Source organism: Streptacidiphilus sp. BW17 (genome assembly GCF_041262485.1).
GTDB lineage: Bacteria > Actinomycetota > Actinomycetes > Streptomycetales > Streptomycetaceae > Streptacidiphilus.
In genome coordinates, this window is sequence record NZ_JBGCCR010000027.1 from 37,454 (window position 1) to 56,081 (window position 18,628).

Below are 18,628 nucleotides of genomic sequence, written 5' to 3' on the forward strand. Positions count from 1 at the left end.
GCTATGCTCTGCCGATATCTCGGGGGTGTCCAGCGCAGCACAGGAGGACTCTGGTGCGTGAGTTCCTGCTGACGCTCTGTGTGACCGCGGCGGTGACCTATCTGCTGACCGGTCCGGCGAGGAAGTTCGCGATCATCGCGGGCGCCATGCCGCCGGTCCGTGACCGCGACGTGCACAAGGAGCCGACGCCACGACTCGGTGGGATCGCCATGTTCGGCGGTCTCGTCGCAGGCCTGCTCACGGCCGACCATCTGGACACCCTCAAGTACGTCTTCCAGGGCACCGGTGACGTCCCGGCGCTGCTGTCCGGCGCGACCATCATGTGGGTGCTGGGTGTGCTGGACGACAAGTGGGGTGTCGACGCGCTGGTCAAGCTCGGCGGTCAGATGGTGGCCGCGGGCGTCATGGTCTACCAGGGCCTGACCGTGCTCTGGCTGCCGATCCCCGGTGTGGGCACGTTCGCGCTGCCGGAGATGTGGGGCACCTTCATCACCGTGGCGCTGGTCGTCATAAGCGTCAACGCGGTCAACTTCATCGACGGTCTGGACGGCCTGGCGGCGGGCATGGTCTGCATCGCCGCCCTCGCGTTCTTCGTCTACGCCTACCGGCTCTGGTACGGGTACTCGGTGCCCGACGCGGCGCCGGCCGCACTGTTCAGCGTGATCCTGGTCGGCATGGTGATCGGCTTCCTGCCGCACAACTTCCACCCCGCCCGGATCTTCATGGGCGACTCCGGTGCGCTGCTGATCGGGCTGGTGCTCTCGGTCTGCATGATCTCGATCACCGGTCGTGTCGACCCCGACGTGATCACCATGCAGACGCAGAGCGGGACGGCCACCGTCCACGCGATGGTCCCCGTCTACATCGTGCTGCTGCTCCCGCTGACCGTGATCGCGATCCCGCTCGCGGACCTGATCCTGGCGGTGGTCCGCCGCACCTGGGCCGGCAAGTCGCCCTTCGCCGCGGACAAGCAGCACCTGCACCACCGCCTGCTGCAGCTCGGCCACTCCCACAGCCGCGCGGTCCTGATCATGTACTTCTGGGCGGCTCTGCTCGCCTTCGGAACCGTGGCCTTCTCGGCCAGCCGCACCGAACTGCTGGCCATCAAGGTCGCTTTGGTGCTGTGCGCGATCGGCATCCTGCTTCTGCTGCTGCCGCGCTTCCGGCCGCACGCGCCCCGGGTGGCGGAGCGCTTCCTGCCGCCGCGCTACCGGCAGAGTGCAAAGGTAAGTGATGTTCTTACCAATGGGCCGGTAAAGGAGATCGTGGACGATCCCATTCCGGTGGCATCGTCGCTGACCACGGCGGATGAGGAGCTGCTCGACCAGATCGGTACGGGCTCCCATGCGGTGGGGCACCATTCGGGCACTTCGGGACGATCCGGCTCCGGTGCAGTGCGTGTGTCAAGGAGCACACCAAGAAAGTAAAGACTGCGCCAAATAGCTTGTGATACCGTTCACGACATCGGGTGAGCTGCCGAAGGACCTTATGGGAGAAGGTCGTTCGACCCGGCTCTCCGTCCCAACCCACCCTGCTGTAACTCACGACCTCATCGCTCCGGAGCCACGACAATGTTGTCCAACGACGCCCGGATCCTTCGCGGCTGTGCCCTGGTGGCAGCACCCGTCGGAATCCTCGCGCTGGTGCTCAGCACGGTTTTCGCGGGCTCCAAGGGACTGGTCGGCGCGCTGATCGCGCTGGCCGTGGCCCTGGTGGTGTTCGGTGGTGGGTTCGCGGCACTGATGAGGCTCACTCGGGACCGTCCGCAGACGGTGCTGATGGCCGGGCTCCTGGTGTACGCGGTGCAGATGCTGCTCGCCGGCGTCTTCATCGTGGTCTTCAAGAACGCCTCGTTCTTCAACGGTCGTGCGTTCGGGTTCTCCCTGCTGGCCACCCTGCTGGCCTGGGTCGGCGGGCAGGTGTACTTCACGCTCAAGAGCAAGACCCTCTACGTGGACACCTCGGCCGGCAAGCCTGACGGGCCCCAGAGCAAGTCAGGCGGCTCGGGCAACGGGACGTAAGGCCCGCGTAAAGGTAGTACCAAGACATCTGCTATCGTCCGGATTCCGGAGCCCCCTCCCTGACCCTCGTGCGTCAGGGGAGCGAGTGGCCCCGGACAACCCGATCACGGTGCCGAACTGCGGCGGTCCTCCGTCGCGCCGACACACAAGGTTGCAGTTCTGATGCTTCACGACGAAGGAGTCAAGGGTGAGTAGCCCCTCCACGACGCTCGTTGCGAGCGGGTGTCACATCACCCCCTCTGGTTGCGGTTTCCCGGCCCCTGGGCTCGACTCCTTCAACTTCAAGCCGATCTTCAGCATCGGCAGCTTCGACTTCACGAAGCCGATGCTGCTGGCGATCATCTGCATGCTGCTGGTGATCGGCTTCTTCTGGGCCGCGTTCCGCAAGCCGAAGCTGGTCCCCACGAAGCTGCAGCTGGTCGGCGAGATCGGCTACACCTTCATCGCGCGTGGCATCGCGCGTGACGTCATCGGCAAGAAGGGCGACAAGTTCGTCCCCTTCCTGACGTCGATCTTCTTCTTCGTGTGGATGATGAACATCATGTCCATCATCCCGCTGGCCCAGTTCCCGGTGGCGTCGCGCTTCGCGTACCCGGTGGCCCTGGCCGTGCTGGTGTGGGTGACGTACATGTACCTCACCTTCAAGACGCACGGTTTCCTGGGTGGTTGGAAGCACCTGACCTACATGGAGGGTCTGCCGAAGCCCCTGGTGCCGCTGATCGTCTTCCTGGAGTTCCTCCAGAACGTCATCACGCGGCCGTTCACGCTCGCGGTGCGACTGTGGGCCAACATGTTCGCCGGCCACATGCTGATCGTCATGTTCAGTGTCGCGAGCTGGTACCTGCTGACGCCCTCGATCATGTCCGCCTTCGCCGGAGGATCGTTCGTCCTCGCCATCGGCATGACGGCCTTCGAGGTCCTGATCCAGTTCCTGCAGGCGTACATCTTCACCCTCCTCACCTCCCTCTACATCAGCGGAGCGCTCGAAGAGGGTCACTGAGACCCGCCCGCTGCTGACCACCTGAATCTTCCGCCGGGAAGCCCCCCTGCGGATCGCATCACAAGAAGGAAGACAACAAAATGTCGACCCTCCACGGCGTCACCGAGCTCGCTGCCAACTCCATCAGCATCAAGGGCAACCTGGGCGCAGTCGCCTACGGTCTGGCCGCCATTGGCCCGGGCGTTGGTATCGGTCTCGTCTTCGGTCACTCGATCGAGGCCATGGCCCGCCAGCCCGAGGCCATGCCGATCATCCGCCAGAACATGTTCCTCGGCTTCGCCCTCTGTGAGGTTCTGGCCCTGCTCGGCCTGGTCGTTCCGTTCATCTTCTCGGCCTGAGTCGACCCCAGTAGCCACGCTCGACGAAAGGTTCAGACATGCTGACGCAGTTTCTGGCTGCGGAGGGGCCTCAGAATCCTCTGATCCCCTCCACGCCTGAACTCATCATCGGCTTTCTCGCCTTCTTCATCGTCTTCGGCGTCCTCGGCAAGAAGCTCCTGCCCAACATCCAGAAGACTCTGGAGGAGCGGCGCGACGCGATCGAGGGTGGCCTGGAGCGGGCGGCTGAGGCTCAGGCCGAGGCAACCCGCACGCTGGAGGAGTACAAGGCGCAGCTCGCCGAGGCCCGTCACGAGGCGGCCCGGATCACCGAGCACGCCCGCGAGCAGGGTTCGATGATCATCGCCGAGGCCCGCGAGGAGGCGCAGCGTCAGGCTGCGGTCACCGTCGCGCACGCCCAGGCGGAGATCGAGCGCACGCGCGGTCAGGTGACCACGCAGCTGCGCCACGACATCGGCCGTATCTCGATCGAACTGGCCGGCAAGGTGGTCGGTGAGTCCCTGGAGGACTCCGCCCGCCAGAGCCGCACCATCGACCGCTTCCTTGACGAGCTCGAAGCCAAGGCTGCGGAGTCGGCGGGTGCCAAGTGAGCGGCGCCACCCGGCAGTCCATGGCGGCCGCCCGCGAGCGACTTGAGGCGCTGACGGACCACGCGTCCGTCGACCTCGACCGCCTGGCGGACGACCTGCTGGACATCACCCGGGTGCTGGACCGCGAGGCGGGCCTGCGCCGGACCCTGACCGACCCGGCCGCGCCGGGTCAGGCCAAGGCCGACCTGGTCACCAACCTGCTGCAGGGCAAGGTCGGCGCGGACGCGATCGACCTGGTCTCCGGCATGGTCCGGTCCCGCTGGAGCGCCGGCCGCGACCTGGCGGACGCCACCGAGCAGCTGGGCGCCATGGCGCTGATCATCGGCGCCGACAAGGCCGACGCGCTCGACGAGGTCGAGGACGAGCTGTTCCGCTTCGGCCGCGTGGTCGCGAGCAACGTCGAGCTGCGCTCCGCGCTGACCGACAACGCCGCGAGCAACGAGGCCAAGGCCGCGCTGGTGCGCAACCTGCTCGACGGCAAGGCCCGGGCCGCGACCGTCGCGCTGGTCACCGTGCTGGTGACGCAGCCGCGTGGACGTAGCCTGGAGAGTGGCCTGGAGGAGTGCGCCCGGCTCGCCGCCGACCGTCGCGGTCGTGTGGTGGCGCTGGTGACCTCCGCCGTGCCGCTGTCCGACGCGCAGAAGCAGCGCCTCGCCACCGCGCTGGCGTCCCTGGCGGGACGCCAGGTGCACCTGAACCTCGACGTGGACCCGGCGGTCCTCGGCGGCGTTCGGATCCAGGTCGGCGACGAGATCATCGAGGGCACCATCGCGGGTCGTCTCGACACCGCGAACCAGGGCCTGGCGGGCTGAGCCCAAGCAGCATTCCGACCCTCGGTCGGTACACAACAGAGGACGGTCAGGCCTCGCACCGCACCACCAGCGGGAACTGACCGAGAGTCGAATACTTGCGGCCCTCCATGGGCGGGCCGAGGACGCAACTAGGAGAGCAGGGAACCCAGATGGCGGAGCTCACGATCCGGCCGGAGGAGATCCGGAACGCTCTGGACAACTTCGTCCAGTCGTACCAGCCGGACGCCGCCTCGCGTGAAGAGGTCGGCACCGTCACCTTCACGGCGGACGGCATTGCCAAGGTCGAGGGCCTTCCCTCGGTCATGGCCAACGAGCTGCTGAAGTTCGAGGACGGCACCCTCGGCCTCGCGCTCAACCTCGAGGCCCGCGAGATCGGTGTCGTCGTCCTCGGCGAGTACAGCGGGATCGAGGAGGGCCAGACGGTCCGCCGCACCGGCGAGGTGCTGTCCGTCCCGGTCGGCGAGGGCTACCTCGGCCGCGTGGTGGACCCCCTCGGCACCCCGATCGACGGCCTCGGCGAGATCGAGACCCACGGCCGCCGCGCGCTGGAGCTGCAGGCTCCGGGCGTCATGGTCCGCAAGTCGGTGCACGAGCCGATGCAGACCGGCATCAAGGCCATCGACGCGATGACCCCGATCGGCCGTGGCCAGCGTCAGCTGATCATTGGTGACCGCCAGACCGGCAAGACCGCGGTGGCGATCGACACCATCATCAACCAGCGCGACAACTGGCGCTCGGGCGACCCGAAGAAGCAGGTCCGCTGCATCTACGTCGCCATCGGCCAGAAGGGCTCCACCATCGCCTCCGTGCGCGGTGCGCTGGAGGAGGCCGGTGCCCTGGAGTACACCACCATCGTCGCCGCCCCGGCGTCGGACCCGGCGGGCTTCAAGTACCTGGCCCCCTACACCGGCTCCGCCATCGGCCAGGAGTGGATGTACGACGGCAAGCACGTCCTGATCATCTTCGACGACCTGTCGAAGCAGGCCGAGGCCTACCGCGCCGTGTCCCTGCTGCTCCGTCGTCCGCCGGGCCGCGAGGCCTACCCGGGTGACGTCTTCTACCTGCACTCCCGCCTGCTGGAGCGTTGCGCCAAGCTGTCCGACGAGCTCGGCGCCGGCTCGATGACCGGTCTGCCGATCATCGAGACCAAGGCCAACGACGTCTCGGCGTACATCCCGACCAACGTCATCTCCATCACCGACGGCCAGTGCTTCCTGGAGTCCGACCTGTTCAACGCCGGCATCCGCCCGGCCGTGAACGTCGGTATCTCGGTCTCCCGCGTCGGTGGCTCCGCGCAGATCAAGGCCATGAAGTCGGTGGCCGGTCGCCTCCGTCTGGACCTGGCCCAGTACCGCGAGCTGGAGGCGTTCGCCGCCTTCTCCTCCGACCTGGACGCCGCGTCGAAGGCGCAGCTGGAGCGCGGTGCGCGCCTGGTCGAGCTGCTGAAGCAGGGCCAGTACCAGCCGTTCCCGGTCGAGGAGCAGGTCGTCTCAATCTGGGCCGGCACCACCGGTCAGCTGGACGAGGTCCCGGTCGCGGACGTGCGCAAGTTCGAGCGTGAGTTCCTGGACTACCTGCGCCGCGAGCACAAGGGCGTCCTGACCACCATCGTCGAGACCCAGAAGCTCGAGGACGGCACGATCGAGTCCCTGGTCGACGCGATCACCGCGTTCAAGCGCGAGTTCACCACCCACACCGGTGCGCTGCTCGGCGAAAACGCCTGACGAGACGGAAAGGACGTAACGACCCATGGGAGCACAGCTTCGGGTCTACAAGCGCCGGATCCGCTCTGTCACCGCGACGAAGAAGATCACCAAGGCGATGGAGATGATCTCCGCGTCGCGCATCATGAAGGCGCAGCGCGCGGTGGCCGCCTCCTCCCCGTACGCGACCGAGCTCACCCGTGCGGTGACCGCGGTGGCGACGCGATCGAACGCCAAGCACCCGCTGACCCAGGAGCCCGTCGACGCCACCCGCGCCGCCGTGCTCGTGGTGACCGCGGACCGCGGTCTGGCCGGTGGTTACTCCAGCAACGCCATCAAGGCGGCGCTGGAGCTGACCCGCCGGCTCCAGTCCGAGGGCAAGGCCGTCGACACGTACATCATCGGCCGCAAGGGCGTCAGCTACTACGGGTTCCGTGACCTCAAGGTCACGGGCTCGTGGGTCGGGTTCTCCGACAAGCCGACGTACCAGGACGCCAAGGAGGCGTCCGCGGCCCTGATCGACGCGTTCGTGACGGAGACGTCCGACGGAGGCGTGGACGAGCTCCACATCGTCTCGACGGAGTTCGTCTCGATGCTCACCCAGAACCCGGTGGAGGCCCGCCTCCTGCCGCTGTCCCTGGCTGAGACCGAGGCCACCGCCGAGGCGGAGGGACCGTTCCCGCTCTACGACTTCGAGCCGTCGGCCGAGGGTGTCCTCGACGCCCTGCTGCCGCGGTACGTGGAGAGCAGGATCTACAACGCGCTGCTGCAGTCGGCTGCTTCCGAGCACGCCGCCCGCCGCCGCGCGATGAAGAGCGCGACCGACAATGCGGGCGAGCTCATCAAGTCGCTCACGCGACTCGCCAACACGGCCCGCCAGGCCGACATCACCCAGGAAATCAGCGAGATCGTCGGTGGCGCGAGCGCCCTGGCCGACGCGACCGCGGGGAGTGACTGATCACATGACTACCACTGTAGAGACGGCCTCGGCGACGGGCCGCGTCGCGCGGGTCATCGGCCCGGTCGTCGACGTGGAGTTCCCCGTCGACGCCATGCCGGACATGTTCAACGCACTGCACGTCGAGGTCGACGCGCCGGACGGCACCGGCAAGAAGACCCTGACGCTGGAGGTCGCGCAGCACCTGGGCGACGGGATGGTCAAGGCCATCTCGATGCAGCCCACCGACGGCCTGACCCGTGGCGCCGCTGTCTCCGACACCGGCTCCGCGATCTCGGTGCCGGTCGGCGACATCACCAAGGGCAAGGTCTTCAACGCCCTCGGCGAGGTGCTGAACGCGGACAAGGCCGAGTTCAACGCCCAGGTCACCGAGCGCTGGCCGATCCACCGCAAGGCGCCCAACTTCGACCAGCTCGAGTCGAAGACCGAGATGTTCGAGACCGGCATCAAGGTCATCGACCTGCTCACCCCGTACGTCACGGGTGGCAAGATCGGTCTGTTCGGTGGTGCCGGTGTCGGCAAGACCGTTCTGATCCAGGAGATGATCTACCGCGTCGCCGAGAACTTCGGTGGTGTGTCGGTGTTCGCCGGTGTCGGCGAGCGCACCCGTGAGGGCAACGACCTGATCCACGAGATGGTGGACTCGGGCGTTCTGGACAAGACCGCGCTGGTCTTCGGTCAGATGGACGAGCCGCCGGGCACGCGTCTCCGCGTCGCCCTGTCCGCGCTGACCATGGCGGAGTACTTCCGCGATGTGCAGGGCCAGGACGTGCTGCTCTTCATCGACAACATCTTCCGGTTCACCCAGGCCGGTTCCGAGGTGTCGACCCTGCTCGGCCGGATGCCCTCCGCGGTGGGTTACCAGCCGAACCTGGCCGACGAGATGGGTCTCCTCCAGGAGCGCATCACCTCGACCCGCGGTCACTCGATCACCTCGATGCAGGCGATCTACGTCCCCGCCGACGACCTGACCGACCCGGCCCCGGCCACCACCTTCGCCCACCTCGACGCGACGACGGTTCTCTCCCGTCCGATCTCGGAGAAGGGCATCTACCCGGCCGTGGACCCGCTGGACTCCTCGTCCCGCATCCTTGACCCGCGGTACATCTCGGCCAACCACTACGACACCGCTGTGCGTGTCAAGGGGATCCTGCAGAAGTACAAGGACCTCCAGGACATCATCGCGATCCTCGGTATGGACGAGCTGTCCGAAGAGGACAAGGTCACCGTCAACCGGGCGCGCCGCATCGAGCGCTTCCTGTCGCAGAACACCTACGTCGCCAAGCAGTTCACCGGCGTCGACGGCTCCACCGTGCCGCTGTCCGAGACGATCGACGCGTTCAACGCGATCGCGGACGGCAAGTACGACGGCGTGCCGGAGCAGGCGTTCTTCATGTGCGGTGGCATCGAGGACCTCGAGCGCAACGCCGCCGAGCTGGCCAAGAAGTAATCGCTGCAGGTGAGGGGGCGGCCCGACCGCTGGTTGGGTCCGCCCCTTTCCCACCCGTTATTCTTTCCCCACTCCCGTCTTTCGGCGGGGGGCAGAGACCGAGGAGCCCACGGTGGCTGAGCTGCACGTCGAGCTGGTCGCGGCCGACCGAAAGGTCTGGTCGGGCGAGGCCACGATCGTCCTTGCCCGTACCAAGTCCGGTGACATCGGCATCCAGCCGGGGCACACCCCGGTCCTGGGCGCGATGGACACCCAGCCGGTGACCATCCGCCAGGCGGACGGCACCACGGTGATCGCCGCGGTGCACGGCGGCTTCCTGTCCTTCGCGGACAACAAGCTGTCGATCCTGGCAGAGGTCGCGGAGCTGGCCGACGAGATCGACGTCGACCGCGCCGAGCGGGCCCTGTCCTCGGCCAAGGCCGAGAGCGAGGCGGCGGCGCAGCGTCGTGCGGAGGTCCGGCTCTTCGCGGCCACCGGCCGCTGAGGCGCTTGGCGCTTTCGCTCGACACGAGCTCTACCGGCAGTCCCGGGGCACCGAGGGTGACCCCGGGACTGCTGTATCAGTTGTGCAGAACGTGAAGGACCTGCTGGACGCGTAGGACGCCGCCGACCCCGGGACGGGTCGGCGAGGAGGGAGCCGGGCATGGTGCTCGCGGTGGTGACCGTCATCGCGGTACTGCTGGTCTGCCTGCTCGGGCTGGGGGCCTTCGCAGTGCGGAGACGCCTGATCCAGCGACCGGGTGGCACCTTCGACTGTTCGGCGCGGCTGAACGCGCCTTCTGCGGAGGGTACTGAGGCAGAGGGCAAGGGGTGGATCTTCGGGATCGCCCGGTACAACAACGACTCGGTGGAGTGGTTCCGGGTCTTCAGCTACGCGCCGCGTCCGCGGCGGGTGCTGGAACGTTCGCAGATCGAGGTCCTGGAGCGGCGCACGCCCGCCGGGCAGGAGGAGCTGGCACTGCTCTCCGGCGCGGTCGTCCTGGTCTGCACGCACGCCGGCGAGCCGCTGGAGCTCGCGATGAGCGAGGACGCCCTGACGGGTTTCCTCGCGTGGCTGGAGGCGGCGCCTCCAGGCCAGCGGGTCAACGTCGCCTAGAACATTTCGCCGGCGGACGTTGCGCCCCTGAGCACTTGCCTGGTTCCTCGCCTGCGGAATCCCCGCCTAGACTTCCTTCATGGAGCAGGTGAGCCTGGACACGCTCGTGTCGCACGACGGGGTCGTGCTGTGGGGCCTGCTCGGGAACGTGTACCGGTTGATCAACGACCGGTTGCATGAGGACATCCACGACGCCACCGGCCTCGACGGCTCGGAGTTCGAGTTCCTGCTGCGGCTCGCCCGCTTCCCCGCGGCGCGGGGGATGGCCACGCGGGTCGGGGAGCGGATGGGGTTCACCTCCGCCGGGACGACCAAGCTGGTGGCGCGCTTGGAGCGCAAGGGGCTGATCGAGCGGACCAGGGACCCCGACGACGGGCGGGCCTATCTCGTCGCGCTGTCGCTGCGCGGTGAACGCCTGCTCCGGAAGGGGCTCACGGCGCACGTTCCGCGCCTGGACGACGAGGTGCTCGGGCACCTGACCCCCGCCCAGCAGCGGCAGTTGCACTCCCTGCTCAGCCGTCTCGACCCGACGCTGCGCCCCTGAACCGCCGAAGTACCGATTCCCCCGGGCGATAGGCTCCGGACATGGTCAACCTCACCCGCATCTACACCCGCACCGGCGACGACGGCACCACCGCGCTGGGCGACATGAGCCGCACCCGGAAGACCGACACGCGTCTCGCCGCCTACGCGGACTCCAACGAGGCCAACGCCGCCATCGGCGTCGCCATCGCCTGCGGCGGTCTGGACGCGGACGTGGCAGCGGTGCTGACGCGTGTTCAGAACGACCTCTTCGACGTGGGCGCGGACCTGGCCACGCCGGTTGCTCCGGACCCGAAGTACCCGCCGCTGCGCGTGCTGCAGACGTACATCGACCGGTTGGAGGAGGACTGCGACCGGTTCAACGCCGATCTGGAGAAGCTGCGCAGCTTCATCCTCCCGGGCGGGACGCCGGGTGCGGCGTACCTGCATGTGGCGTGCACGGTCGTCCGCCGCGCCGAGCGCAGCACCTGGGCGGCGATCGAGGAGTACGGCGACGGCATCAACCCGCTGACCGCCAAGTACCTCAACCGGCTCTCGGACCTGCTGTTCATCCTGGCGCGCACGGCCAACAAGGCGGTCGGCGACGTGCTCTGGGTGCCGGGCGAGAACCGCTAACCCTGACCGGGTTCCGGCGCGGCGGGGTCGGGCTCTTCGCCGAAGAGGGCCAGCATCCGGCTCAACACCCGTACGCACGCGGTCAGTTCGGCGTCCGTCAGGTCGCCGGCCAGCTGGCGCAGGAGGGCGTACTCGTGCCCGGTCACGGCCGTGATCGCCGCGCTGCCGCTCTCGGTGAGCCGGATCAGCGAGGAGCGCTGGTGGGCGGGGTTGGGGATGGCCTCGACGAAACCCTGTGCGGCGGCGTCATTGACCATGCGCTGGACGAACTGACGGCTGAGCGACTGGGCGCGGCCCATCTGCGGGACGGTCATCGGGCCGTTCTCGCGCAGCAGGTCGAGCACGGCGCGGACGCCGACGGAGAGCCCCTCCGTCGGAGCGTCCTGCTCGATCCGGCGCTGGACCCGCCGGTAGAGCGGGCCGACCAGGCCGAACACCTCCATCAGGCGTTCGGGCAGTTCGTCGGGGGAGAGGATGCGGTCGGGCACGGCTTCATGATGACACACGACATGACACCTCGGTTGCCATAGTGCTCCAACTGTGACACCTTGGTTGTCATGACTGAGACCTCGATCTCTTCGGTGTCCCGTGACGCAACCCGTGACGCATCCCCTGACACGCACTCCTTCGACTCCGGCGACGGTGACCTCGTCTACCGCGACTCCGGGCCGCCGGACGGGCAGTTGGTCGTGCTGCTGCACACCGGCTTCGTCGACCGCACCCAGTTCGACAACCTCGTCCCGGGCCTCGCCGCCCAGGGCTACCGCGTCGTCGCCCCCGACGCGCGCGGGCACGGCGACTCCGCCAACGCCTCGCGGCCGTTCCGCTTCACGGACGACCTCGCCGCGCTGCTGCGCCACCTCGACGCCGGTCCGGCGGTGCTGGTCGGAGTCTCCATGGGCGCGCTGATCGCGAGCGACACCGCGCTCGAACACCCGGAGCTGGTCCGGGCGTTGGTCACCAGCGGCTACGGCCTCGGCGACCATGACGCGGGCGACCCCTGGTTCGTCGAGCGCCAGGCGGCGCAGAGCGACGCGCTCGCGCGCGGGGACATCCCGGCGTGGATGGACGTCTTCCTCGACTGGCTTCCCGGGCCCGACCGCGCGCTCACCGACGTCGACCCCGCCATTGTCCGTCAGGTCCGGGAGATGTCCGTCCGGACGCTGATGAAGCACACGCCGGACGAGCCCGACCACGCGGTGTGGGTGACCGGCAAGGAGGAGCGCGCCCACGAGCTGACGCTGCCCGTGCTGGCGGTCAACGGCGGTTTCGACTGCGTCGGTGTGCGCCGCTCCGTCGCGCGGATGGTCGCGGCCGTCCCCGACGGCCGCGCGGTGGATCTCCCCGACTCAGGCCATTACACGACGATGGAGCGGCCGGAGGAGTTCACCCGGATCCTGGTCGACTTCCTCGGGCAGCTGGACTGAGCAGCCCGAACCGGGCGACACCGACATCACGCGTCACTCTTCCGGCCGAGCGCGCGACGGGCGCCACGTACGATGCCTGACCATGGAACGGTTCCGGGTGGTCGGTGGCACGCGGCTCGTCGGGCGGGTGCGCGTGCCGGGTGCGAAGAACAGCGCGCTCAAGCTGATGGCGGCGACGCTGCTTGCCGAGGGCGAGTTCAGGATCGGCAATCTGCCCCGGATCCTGGACGTCGAGATCATGGCTGAGCTGCTGCGACGGCTCGGCTGCCAGGTGCAGCTGGAGTGGGAGGACATCCAGGGCGGCACGGCCGTGATCAGCGTGCCGGGGGAGATCGGTTACGAGGCCGACTACGACCTGGTCCGCCGGTTCCGCGCCTCCATCGCCGTGCTCGGGCCGCTGCTCGCCCGCTGCGGGCAGGTGCGGGTCGCCCGGCCGGGCGGGGACGCGATCGGCTCGCGCGGCCTGGACATGCACATCGACGGCCTGACCCGGCTGGGCGCCAGGATCGCCACCGAGCACGGGTTCCTGGTGGCGGAGGCGCTCTCCGGCAGGCTGGTCGGCGCCTCGGTGGAGTTGGACTTCCCGAGCGTGGGCGCGACCGAGAACATCCTGATGGCAGCGGTGCTGGCCAAGGGCGACACGGTCATCGACAACGCCGCCCGCGAGCCGGAGATCGTCGACCTCTGCGAGATGCTGCAGGCGATGGGCGCGAAGATCGGCGGCGCGGGTTCGTCGACGATCGAGGTGCAGGGCGTGGACCGGCTCTACCCGGTCGCCTACGACACCGTCCCGGACCGGATCGTGGCCGGGACCTTCGGCGTCGCGGCGGCGATGACCATGGGCGACGTCCGGGTCGACCACGCCCGCCCGGAGCATCTGCGCATCGCGCTGGACAAGCTCGCCGCGGCGGGAGCCGAGATCAGCGCGGACCCGGTGGGCTTCCGGGTGGTGATGACACGCCGTCCGCGCTCCGTGGACGTGGTGACGCTGCCGTACCCGGGGTTCGCGACGGATCTGCAGCCGCAGTTCGCGGCGATGAACGCGGTCGCGGAGGGCACGGCGATGATCACCGAGAACATCTTCGAGGCGCGCTTCGTCTTCCTCCAGGAGCTGGCCCGCTTGGGCGCGGAGGTGCGCACCGACGGCCACCACGCGGTCCTGCGCGGCGTCGACTGGTTGTCCGGTGCGCCGGTGGTCTCCTCCGACGTGCGGGCAGGCGCGGGCCTGGTCCTGGCCGGGCTCGTCGCGGACGGCGAGACGGTGGTCTCGGGGATCCACCACATCGACCGCGGATACGCGGGCTTCGCCGAGCAGTTGACCGCGCTGGGCGCGACGATCACGCGCGAGCACGAGTCATAGGGGAAGTTGCAGGTTCCTCAGGGGCGCGGGGCACTGCTGATCTGCGGCTCCGCCGCCGTGGGCGCGCCAACCCACCCACGCGGGTTGAGCGCCGAACGTTCAGGGCCATCCGCACGGGGTGGCTTCTCGCGCAGTTCCCCGCGCCCCTGGAGATTGCACCGTCCCTCTCACCGCAGCGTCCGGCGGGCCCGTTCCACGTCGTCCTCCCAGACCATGACGCGGGGGCCGGACGTGGTGTCCACGATCGTGTGCCGGATGCCCGCCTCGTCCAGCCGTGCGCTCAGCACCAGCGCCTCCTCGGTGTCGGCCGGCGCAGCCACCGGCACCAGCAGGCCGTAGTCGTCCGGGCGGCCGGACCTCGGCTCGCGCTGAGCGAGGGAGCGGCCACGTCCCCAGGTCCAGCGCAGCAGCAGCATCAGGACCCCGACCACGAGAAACGGGGCCAGCAGGCGCAGGGTGAGCGCGATCACGCTCCCATTCTGCTTCGGACGGCCGTGAAGTGTGTAGATTCCTGCCAGGCACGACGCCGTGCGCGGGCGATCCTCGCTGCGCGGATGCGCTGCCGCGGACACCACTACGACACGGAGGACACCGTGACCAGCAGCATCGCCGTCGTCGGAGCCGGGCTCATGGGTTCCGGAATCGCCCAGGTCTCGGCTGTCGCCGGACATGACGTGGTGCTGCGGGACGTCACCGACGCGGCCCTCGAGCGCGGCCTCACCGGCATCCGGGACAGCTACGCCCGCTTCGTCAGCAAGGGCAGGATGACCCAGGAGGCCATGGACGCCGCCCTCGCCCGGATCACCACGACCACCGACCTCGGCGCGGCCGGGAACGCGGACATCATCGTCGAGGCGGTCTTCGAGCAACTGGACGTCAAGGAGGGCGTCTTCCGCGAGCTCGACAAGATCGCCAAGCCGGGCGCGGTGCTCGCCACCAACACCTCGGCGATCCCGATCACCCGCATCGCGGCCGTGACGGAGCGTCCGGAGGACGTCGTCGGCGTCCACTTCTTCTCGCCGGTGCCGATGATGCAGCTGGTCGAGCTGGTGCGCGGCTACAAGACCAGCGACGCCACCCTGGCCACGGTCCGCGCCTACGCCGAGGGCATCGGCAAGACCTGCGTCGTCGTCAACCGGGACGTGGCGGGCTTTGTGACGACCCGCCTGATCACCGCGCTGGTGGTCGAGGCCGTCAAGCTCTACGAGTCCGGCGTCGCCAGCGCGGAGGACATCGACACCGCCTGCCGTCTCGGCTTCGGCCATGCGATGGGCCCGCTGGCCACCGCGGACCTGACCGGCGTCGACATCCTGCTGCACGCCGCGCACAACATCTACGACGAGACCCAGGACACCAAGTTCGCCGCGCCGGAGATCATGGCGCGCATGGTGACCGCGGGCGACCTCGGTCGCAAGAGCGGCCAGGGCTTCTACCCCTACGGCGACAAGTAGGACCGCTCCGCACGCGTGCGGAAGTGTGACGTGGGCCCCAGGTGAGCTGTCTCACCTGGGGCCCCATCAGCACTGGGGATCCTCGATAATCAAACGAACATCCGGTCGACTGACGTGAAGCGCGGACATCCTTCACCCGGATGAGTGATTTCCTTTCAGATCTCGCCGTGGCCAGCAACTTGCTCGCCTGTCGTTGCGTCAGATGGAGGGGGTCACCTGTGAGAAGTCACCGGCGGACACCTCGGTGACCCGGTATCCACGAGAGCGAGGGGAGCCCGCATGCTGATCCGCGGTGACCACGGTCACCTCGCCGTCGAGGGCGAGCTCGACGTGCGCTCCGCCGCCGATGCCCGCACCGCGCTGCACCGCGCCGTGGACGACGGAGCGGGCGATCTCGTGCTCGACCTGAGCGGCCTGTCGTCCTGGGACGCGACCGGGCTGGGCGTGATCATGGGTACCCACCGCCGTGCCGGACGTTACGGCCGCCGCCTGGTGCTGCGCGGCGTCCCGCTGCAGCTGCAGCGACTGCTGGTGGCCACGCGGCTGCACCGGATCCTCGCGATCGAGAGCTACCACCCGGCGTCCGCGGTCGAGCCGCTGCCGGTGTCCATCCCATAACGGTCCGAGGGCCGCTCTCCCCAGGGTTCACTTCCGTACCGCAGAATGACCCCCGCAGAGCGCCTTGTGTCGGCGCGGACGGGGCCGGAAGAGGATCATGAGCGAAACGACAGGCCACCACTCCGCAGGCATATCCGGCGGGGAACTGGTGCCCAGAGGTACACCCGGCGCGGTCGCACCGTATACGGGCGGTTTGTCCGTCGCGGGTGGAGCGCTCGGCTCCGGCGAGCCGCTCCCTGACGGACGCCGACGTACCGGCGACGTCGTCGCAGGCGACCTGCTGCTGACCGTCAACGGCCCCGAGGGCTCCGCCGTCGAGCCGCTGCCCGAGCACCGCCGCCCGCAGCCGCCGACGCCGCTGGGCGACGCCCACGGCCCCGTCCGCTACGCGGCCGGCGGACTGCTGGAGCGCGAGGAGCAGTGCGCACGGCTCCGGGAACTGCTCGTCCAGGGCCGCTCGGTCCGGCTGACCGGCCCGCACGGCTCCGGACGCAGCGCCGTGCTGGAGGCCGTCGCCGCCTCGTGCTCCGGGCTGCTGCCCGGCGGCGTGGTCCGGCTGAGCGCCTACCGCAAGCCGCTCGGCGACCTGCTCCAGGACCTCTACGCCGCACTCGGCGGCGCCCCCGGCCACCGGCCCACCCGTCGTGAGCTGCCGCAGCTGCTGGCCGGCCACCGCGCCGCCGTCCTCGTCGACGACGTCGACTTCGGCGGCGAGGCGCTGGACGAGCTGATGCTCGCCGCTCCCGACTGCTCCTTCCTGATCGCGGCCACCCCCGACGCCCCCACGCCCACGGCCGGCGCACCCGTCGAGGAGTCGCGGCTCACCGGCCTGAGCCGGGCGGGCTGCCTGGCGCTGCTGACCAAGCTGGCGTGCCGCTCCCTGGACGAGAGCGAGCGGGCCTGGGCGGTGGACCTCTGGTTCGAGTCCGAGGGCCTCCCACTGCGCTTCGTCCAGGCCGCCGCGCTGCTGCGCCACCGCGAGCTGGCCATCGACGCGCTCGCGGGCGGACTCGTCGACCTCGACGAGGACCCCGTGCCGCTGCCGTCGGTCGCCGAGAGCGCCGCGCCCGCGGCCCGGATCGCCAGGGGCCTCTCCGAGCCCACGCGGGCCGTGCTCCGGCTCGCCGCGTCGCTCGGCGGCGACTTCCCGACCCCGCCGCACCTGCCCGCGCTGGTCGACGTCGGCCACGGCGAGGCGGCCCTGGAGGAGCTGGTCGAGGCCGGTCTGGCCGAGGAGGTGCCCGGCGGCACGCACCGCCTGGTCGAGGGCACCGCCGCGCTGCTGGCGGGGGAGTGGCCCGAGACCGGAGTCCGGGACGCCGCGCAGCACTTCGCCTGGTGGACCGGGCACGCCGCGGTGACGGAGACTCAGATCGCGATCGAGGCCGAGGTGCTGCTCGCCGTGCTGCGCACCGACCAGGAGGCCGGACGGCACGAGCAGGTGGTGCTGCTGGCCCGCGCCTGCGCGCCCGCCTTCGGGCTGGCGCTGCGCTGGGGCGCCTGGGAGCGGGCGCTGCGCCACGGTCTGGAGTCCGCGCGGGCGACCGCCTCGGTGGCTGAAGAAGCCTGGTTCCACCACGAGTTGGGCGTGCTGACCTTCTGCGCGGGAGCCTACGAGCGCTCGCGTGCCGAGCTTGAGGCCTCCGTAGCGCTGCGCGGTGCCCTGGCCGACGCGCGCGGCACCGCCAACGGCCGCCACGTGCTGGAGTTGCTCGACCAGGCCGCCGTCATCACCGGCGCCACCGCCGTCGGCGGAGCGCGCCTGCGCGGCGGCCGGGAGGACGGCCTGCGCCGCCTCGCCGCGTTCGCGACGCGTCGCACCGTCGGGGCCACCGAGCGCCGCGAGGGTCCGGCGACGCGGCGTCAGCTCATGCTGGCGGGCGGCAGCGTGGTGCTGATGGGCCTGCTCGGTGCGGGCGCGGCCGTGGGGCTGCACGTCTTCGACGGCGGCTCCGGCAAGGGGCAGAGCGTCGACGTCGCCCCGGCCGGTCGTCCCAGCGCGACGCCGACCCTGCCGGACCTCGGTGGTCCCGGCTCGCCGTCCGGCTCCGGCACGACCTCCTCGTCGGCCAAGGCGTCCCCGTCGAAGTCGACGACCGCCTCGCCGAGTTCCAGCGCGTCCAGCCCCTCGCTCTCCCCGTCGGCTCCGGGCGTGACCCAACCGCCGAACTCCCCGCCCGCCACGCACGGTGGCTCGGGCGGTACCACGGGCGGGTCCACCGGCGGTTCCAGCGGCGGCAGTTCGGGGGGCACCACGGGTGGCACAACCGGTGGCAGTACCGGTGGCAGTACCGGTTCGACGGGGGGCAGCACGGGTTCCACCGGCGGGTCGACCGGAGGCACGTCGGGCGGTACGACGGGCACGCCTACGGGCGGTACGACGGGCGGCACGACCGGTGGCAGCACCGGGAGCACCGGTTCGACGGGGGGCAGCGCGGGTTCCACCGGCGGGTCGACCGGCACGACCGGTGGCACGTCGGGCGGGTCGACCGGCTCGCCCTCGCCCGGCGGGAGCGCCGCGGCCGTCCCGGCGAGCCAGTCGGCCACGGCGTCCGGCCCGGTAGCGAGCAGCTCGGCGGCGAGCAGCCCGGCGACGAGTGGCTCAGCCGGGACGTCCTCCCCGACCGCTGGCTAGGCGGTGTTGAG

At 69.7% G+C, this 18,628-nt stretch carries 20 protein-coding genes; 18 read left to right on the forward strand and 2 right to left on the reverse strand.

Annotated elements, in window-relative coordinates; genetic code table 11:
• The first annotated feature begins 53 nt into the window (after nt 1-53).
• From ABH940_RS27205 to ABH940_RS27265, 13 genes are all read left to right on the forward strand, one after another.
• Nucleotides 54-1,427 carry an MraY family glycosyltransferase gene (locus tag ABH940_RS27205; RefSeq protein ID WP_370060882.1) on the forward strand — a complete coding sequence of 458 codons (1,374 nt, stop codon included), beginning with the start codon at nt 54-56 and terminating at the stop codon, nt 1,425-1,427.
• A gap of 144 nt (nt 1,428-1,571) precedes the next feature.
• Nucleotides 1,572-2,021, forward strand: coding sequence for a hypothetical protein (locus tag ABH940_RS27210; RefSeq protein ID WP_370060881.1), 450 nt, complete (start codon nt 1,572-1,574; stop codon nt 2,019-2,021).
• Nucleotides 2,022-2,208: 187 nt separating this feature from the next.
• Nucleotides 2,209-3,021 carry a F0F1 ATP synthase subunit A gene (gene atpB / locus ABH940_RS27215; protein WP_370060880.1) on the forward strand — a complete coding sequence of 271 codons (813 nt, stop codon included), beginning with the start codon at nt 2,209-2,211 and terminating at the stop codon, nt 3,019-3,021.
• Between the two features lie 80 nt (nt 3,022-3,101).
• Entirely contained in the window at nt 3,102-3,359 is a 258-nt protein-coding gene (atpE, locus tag ABH940_RS27220) for an ATP synthase F0 subunit C (RefSeq protein WP_370060879.1), read from the forward strand.
• 38 nt (nt 3,360-3,397) lie between these two features.
• Complete coding sequence (locus ABH940_RS27225) at nt 3,398-3,949, forward strand: F0F1 ATP synthase subunit B (RefSeq protein ID WP_370060878.1); 552 nt, start codon at nt 3,398-3,400, stop codon at nt 3,947-3,949.
• A complete protein-coding gene (locus ABH940_RS27230) occupies nt 3,946-4,761 on the forward strand; it encodes a F0F1 ATP synthase subunit delta (protein WP_370106432.1) in 816 nt (271 codons plus the stop codon). The genes ABH940_RS27225 and ABH940_RS27230 overlap by 4 nt, the downstream gene beginning before the upstream one ends.
• A gap of 149 nt (nt 4,762-4,910) precedes the next feature.
• Nucleotides 4,911-6,485 (forward strand): F0F1 ATP synthase subunit alpha, encoded by a 1,575-nt coding sequence (atpA, locus tag ABH940_RS27235; protein WP_370060876.1) that lies wholly within the window; start codon nt 4,911-4,913, stop codon nt 6,483-6,485.
• A 25-nt stretch (nt 6,486-6,510) separates the two neighbouring features.
• On the forward strand, nt 6,511-7,422 hold the full coding sequence (locus ABH940_RS27240; RefSeq protein ID WP_370060875.1) for a F0F1 ATP synthase subunit gamma: 912 nt from the start codon (nt 6,511-6,513) through the stop codon (nt 7,420-7,422).
• Nucleotides 7,423-7,426: 4 nt separating this feature from the next.
• Nucleotides 7,427-8,872, forward strand: a complete 1,446-nt coding sequence (atpD, locus tag ABH940_RS27245) for a F0F1 ATP synthase subunit beta (protein WP_370060874.1) — start codon at nt 7,427-7,429, stop codon at nt 8,870-8,872.
• Between the two features lie 112 nt (nt 8,873-8,984).
• The gene (locus ABH940_RS27250; RefSeq protein ID WP_370060873.1) at nt 8,985-9,356 is read left to right on the forward strand and encodes a F0F1 ATP synthase subunit epsilon; all 372 of its coding nucleotides are present in this window, start codon (nt 8,985-8,987) and stop codon (nt 9,354-9,356) included.
• 159 nt (nt 9,357-9,515) lie between these two features.
• Complete coding sequence (locus ABH940_RS27255) at nt 9,516-9,968, forward strand: DUF2550 domain-containing protein (RefSeq protein WP_370060872.1); 453 nt, start codon at nt 9,516-9,518, stop codon at nt 9,966-9,968.
• Between the two features lie 79 nt (nt 9,969-10,047).
• A complete protein-coding gene (locus ABH940_RS27260; RefSeq protein ID WP_370060871.1) occupies nt 10,048-10,512 on the forward strand; it encodes a MarR family winged helix-turn-helix transcriptional regulator in 465 nt (154 codons plus the stop codon).
• 41 nt (nt 10,513-10,553) lie between these two features.
• On the forward strand, nt 10,554-11,126 hold the full coding sequence (locus ABH940_RS27265; RefSeq protein ID WP_370060870.1) for a cob(I)yrinic acid a,c-diamide adenosyltransferase: 573 nt from the start codon (nt 10,554-10,556) through the stop codon (nt 11,124-11,126).
• Here the strand turns inward: ABH940_RS27265 and ABH940_RS27270 are convergent.
• Nucleotides 11,123-11,569: a MarR family winged helix-turn-helix transcriptional regulator gene (locus ABH940_RS27270; protein WP_370061845.1), complete on the reverse strand. Its 447-nt coding sequence runs from the start codon at nt 11,567-11,569 to the stop codon at nt 11,123-11,125. The genes ABH940_RS27265 and ABH940_RS27270 overlap by 4 nt on opposite strands.
• A gap of 114 nt (nt 11,570-11,683) precedes the next feature.
• Between ABH940_RS27270 and ABH940_RS27275 the strand changes: the two genes are divergently transcribed.
• Nucleotides 11,684-12,553 carry an alpha/beta fold hydrolase gene (locus tag ABH940_RS27275; RefSeq protein ID WP_370106433.1) on the forward strand — a complete coding sequence of 290 codons (870 nt, stop codon included), beginning with the start codon at nt 11,684-11,686 and terminating at the stop codon, nt 12,551-12,553.
• Between the two features lie 82 nt (nt 12,554-12,635).
• Nucleotides 12,636-13,913: a UDP-N-acetylglucosamine 1-carboxyvinyltransferase gene (murA, locus tag ABH940_RS27280; RefSeq protein WP_370106434.1), complete on the forward strand. Its 1,278-nt coding sequence runs from the start codon at nt 12,636-12,638 to the stop codon at nt 13,911-13,913.
• A gap of 167 nt (nt 13,914-14,080) precedes the next feature.
• On the opposite strand, the gene ABH940_RS27285 is transcribed toward murA, so the two are convergent.
• Nucleotides 14,081-14,383 (reverse strand): hypothetical protein, encoded by a 303-nt coding sequence (locus ABH940_RS27285; RefSeq protein ID WP_370106435.1) that lies wholly within the window; start codon nt 14,381-14,383, stop codon nt 14,081-14,083.
• 123 nt (nt 14,384-14,506) lie between these two features.
• On the opposite strand from ABH940_RS27285, the gene ABH940_RS27290 reads away from it, so the two are divergent.
• From ABH940_RS27290 to ABH940_RS27300, 3 genes are all read left to right on the forward strand, one after another.
• Nucleotides 14,507-15,364, forward strand: coding sequence for a 3-hydroxyacyl-CoA dehydrogenase family protein (locus tag ABH940_RS27290; protein WP_370060866.1), 858 nt, complete (start codon nt 14,507-14,509; stop codon nt 15,362-15,364).
• A gap of 279 nt (nt 15,365-15,643) precedes the next feature.
• Nucleotides 15,644-15,982: an STAS domain-containing protein gene (locus ABH940_RS27295; protein ID WP_370060865.1), complete on the forward strand. Its 339-nt coding sequence runs from the start codon at nt 15,644-15,646 to the stop codon at nt 15,980-15,982.
• 193 nt (nt 15,983-16,175) lie between these two features.
• Nucleotides 16,176-18,617, forward strand: coding sequence for an ATP-binding protein (locus ABH940_RS27300; RefSeq protein WP_370106436.1), 2,442 nt, complete (start codon nt 16,176-16,178; stop codon nt 18,615-18,617).
• The last annotated feature ends 11 nt before the right edge of the window (nt 18,618-18,628 follow it).

Coding starts and splice junctions, on each gene's coding strand:
- ABH940_RS27210 (WP_370060881.1), top strand. CDS start 1,572: ATGTTGTCCAACGACGCCCGGATCCTTCGCGGCTGTGCCCTGGTGGCA.
- atpE (WP_370060879.1), top strand. CDS start 3,102: ATGTCGACCCTCCACGGCGTCACCGAGCTCGCTGCCAACTCCATCAGC.
- ABH940_RS27225 (WP_370060878.1), top strand. CDS start 3,398: ATGCTGACGCAGTTTCTGGCTGCGGAGGGGCCTCAGAATCCTCTGATC.
- atpA (WP_370060876.1), top strand. CDS start 4,911: ATGGCGGAGCTCACGATCCGGCCGGAGGAGATCCGGAACGCTCTGGAC.
- ABH940_RS27240 (WP_370060875.1), top strand. CDS start 6,511: ATGGGAGCACAGCTTCGGGTCTACAAGCGCCGGATCCGCTCTGTCACC.
- atpD (WP_370060874.1), top strand. CDS start 7,427: ATGACTACCACTGTAGAGACGGCCTCGGCGACGGGCCGCGTCGCGCGG.
- ABH940_RS27255 (WP_370060872.1), top strand. CDS start 9,516: ATGGTGCTCGCGGTGGTGACCGTCATCGCGGTACTGCTGGTCTGCCTG.
- ABH940_RS27260 (WP_370060871.1), top strand. CDS start 10,048: ATGGAGCAGGTGAGCCTGGACACGCTCGTGTCGCACGACGGGGTCGTG.
- ABH940_RS27265 (WP_370060870.1), top strand. CDS start 10,554: ATGGTCAACCTCACCCGCATCTACACCCGCACCGGCGACGACGGCACC.
- ABH940_RS27270 (WP_370061845.1), bottom strand. CDS start 11,569: ATGGAGGTGTTCGGCCTGGTCGGCCCGCTCTACCGGCGGGTCCAGCGC.
- ABH940_RS27275 (WP_370106433.1), top strand. CDS start 11,684: ATGACTGAGACCTCGATCTCTTCGGTGTCCCGTGACGCAACCCGTGAC.
- murA (WP_370106434.1), top strand. CDS start 12,636: ATGGAACGGTTCCGGGTGGTCGGTGGCACGCGGCTCGTCGGGCGGGTG.
- ABH940_RS27295 (WP_370060865.1), top strand. CDS start 15,644: ATGCTGATCCGCGGTGACCACGGTCACCTCGCCGTCGAGGGCGAGCTC.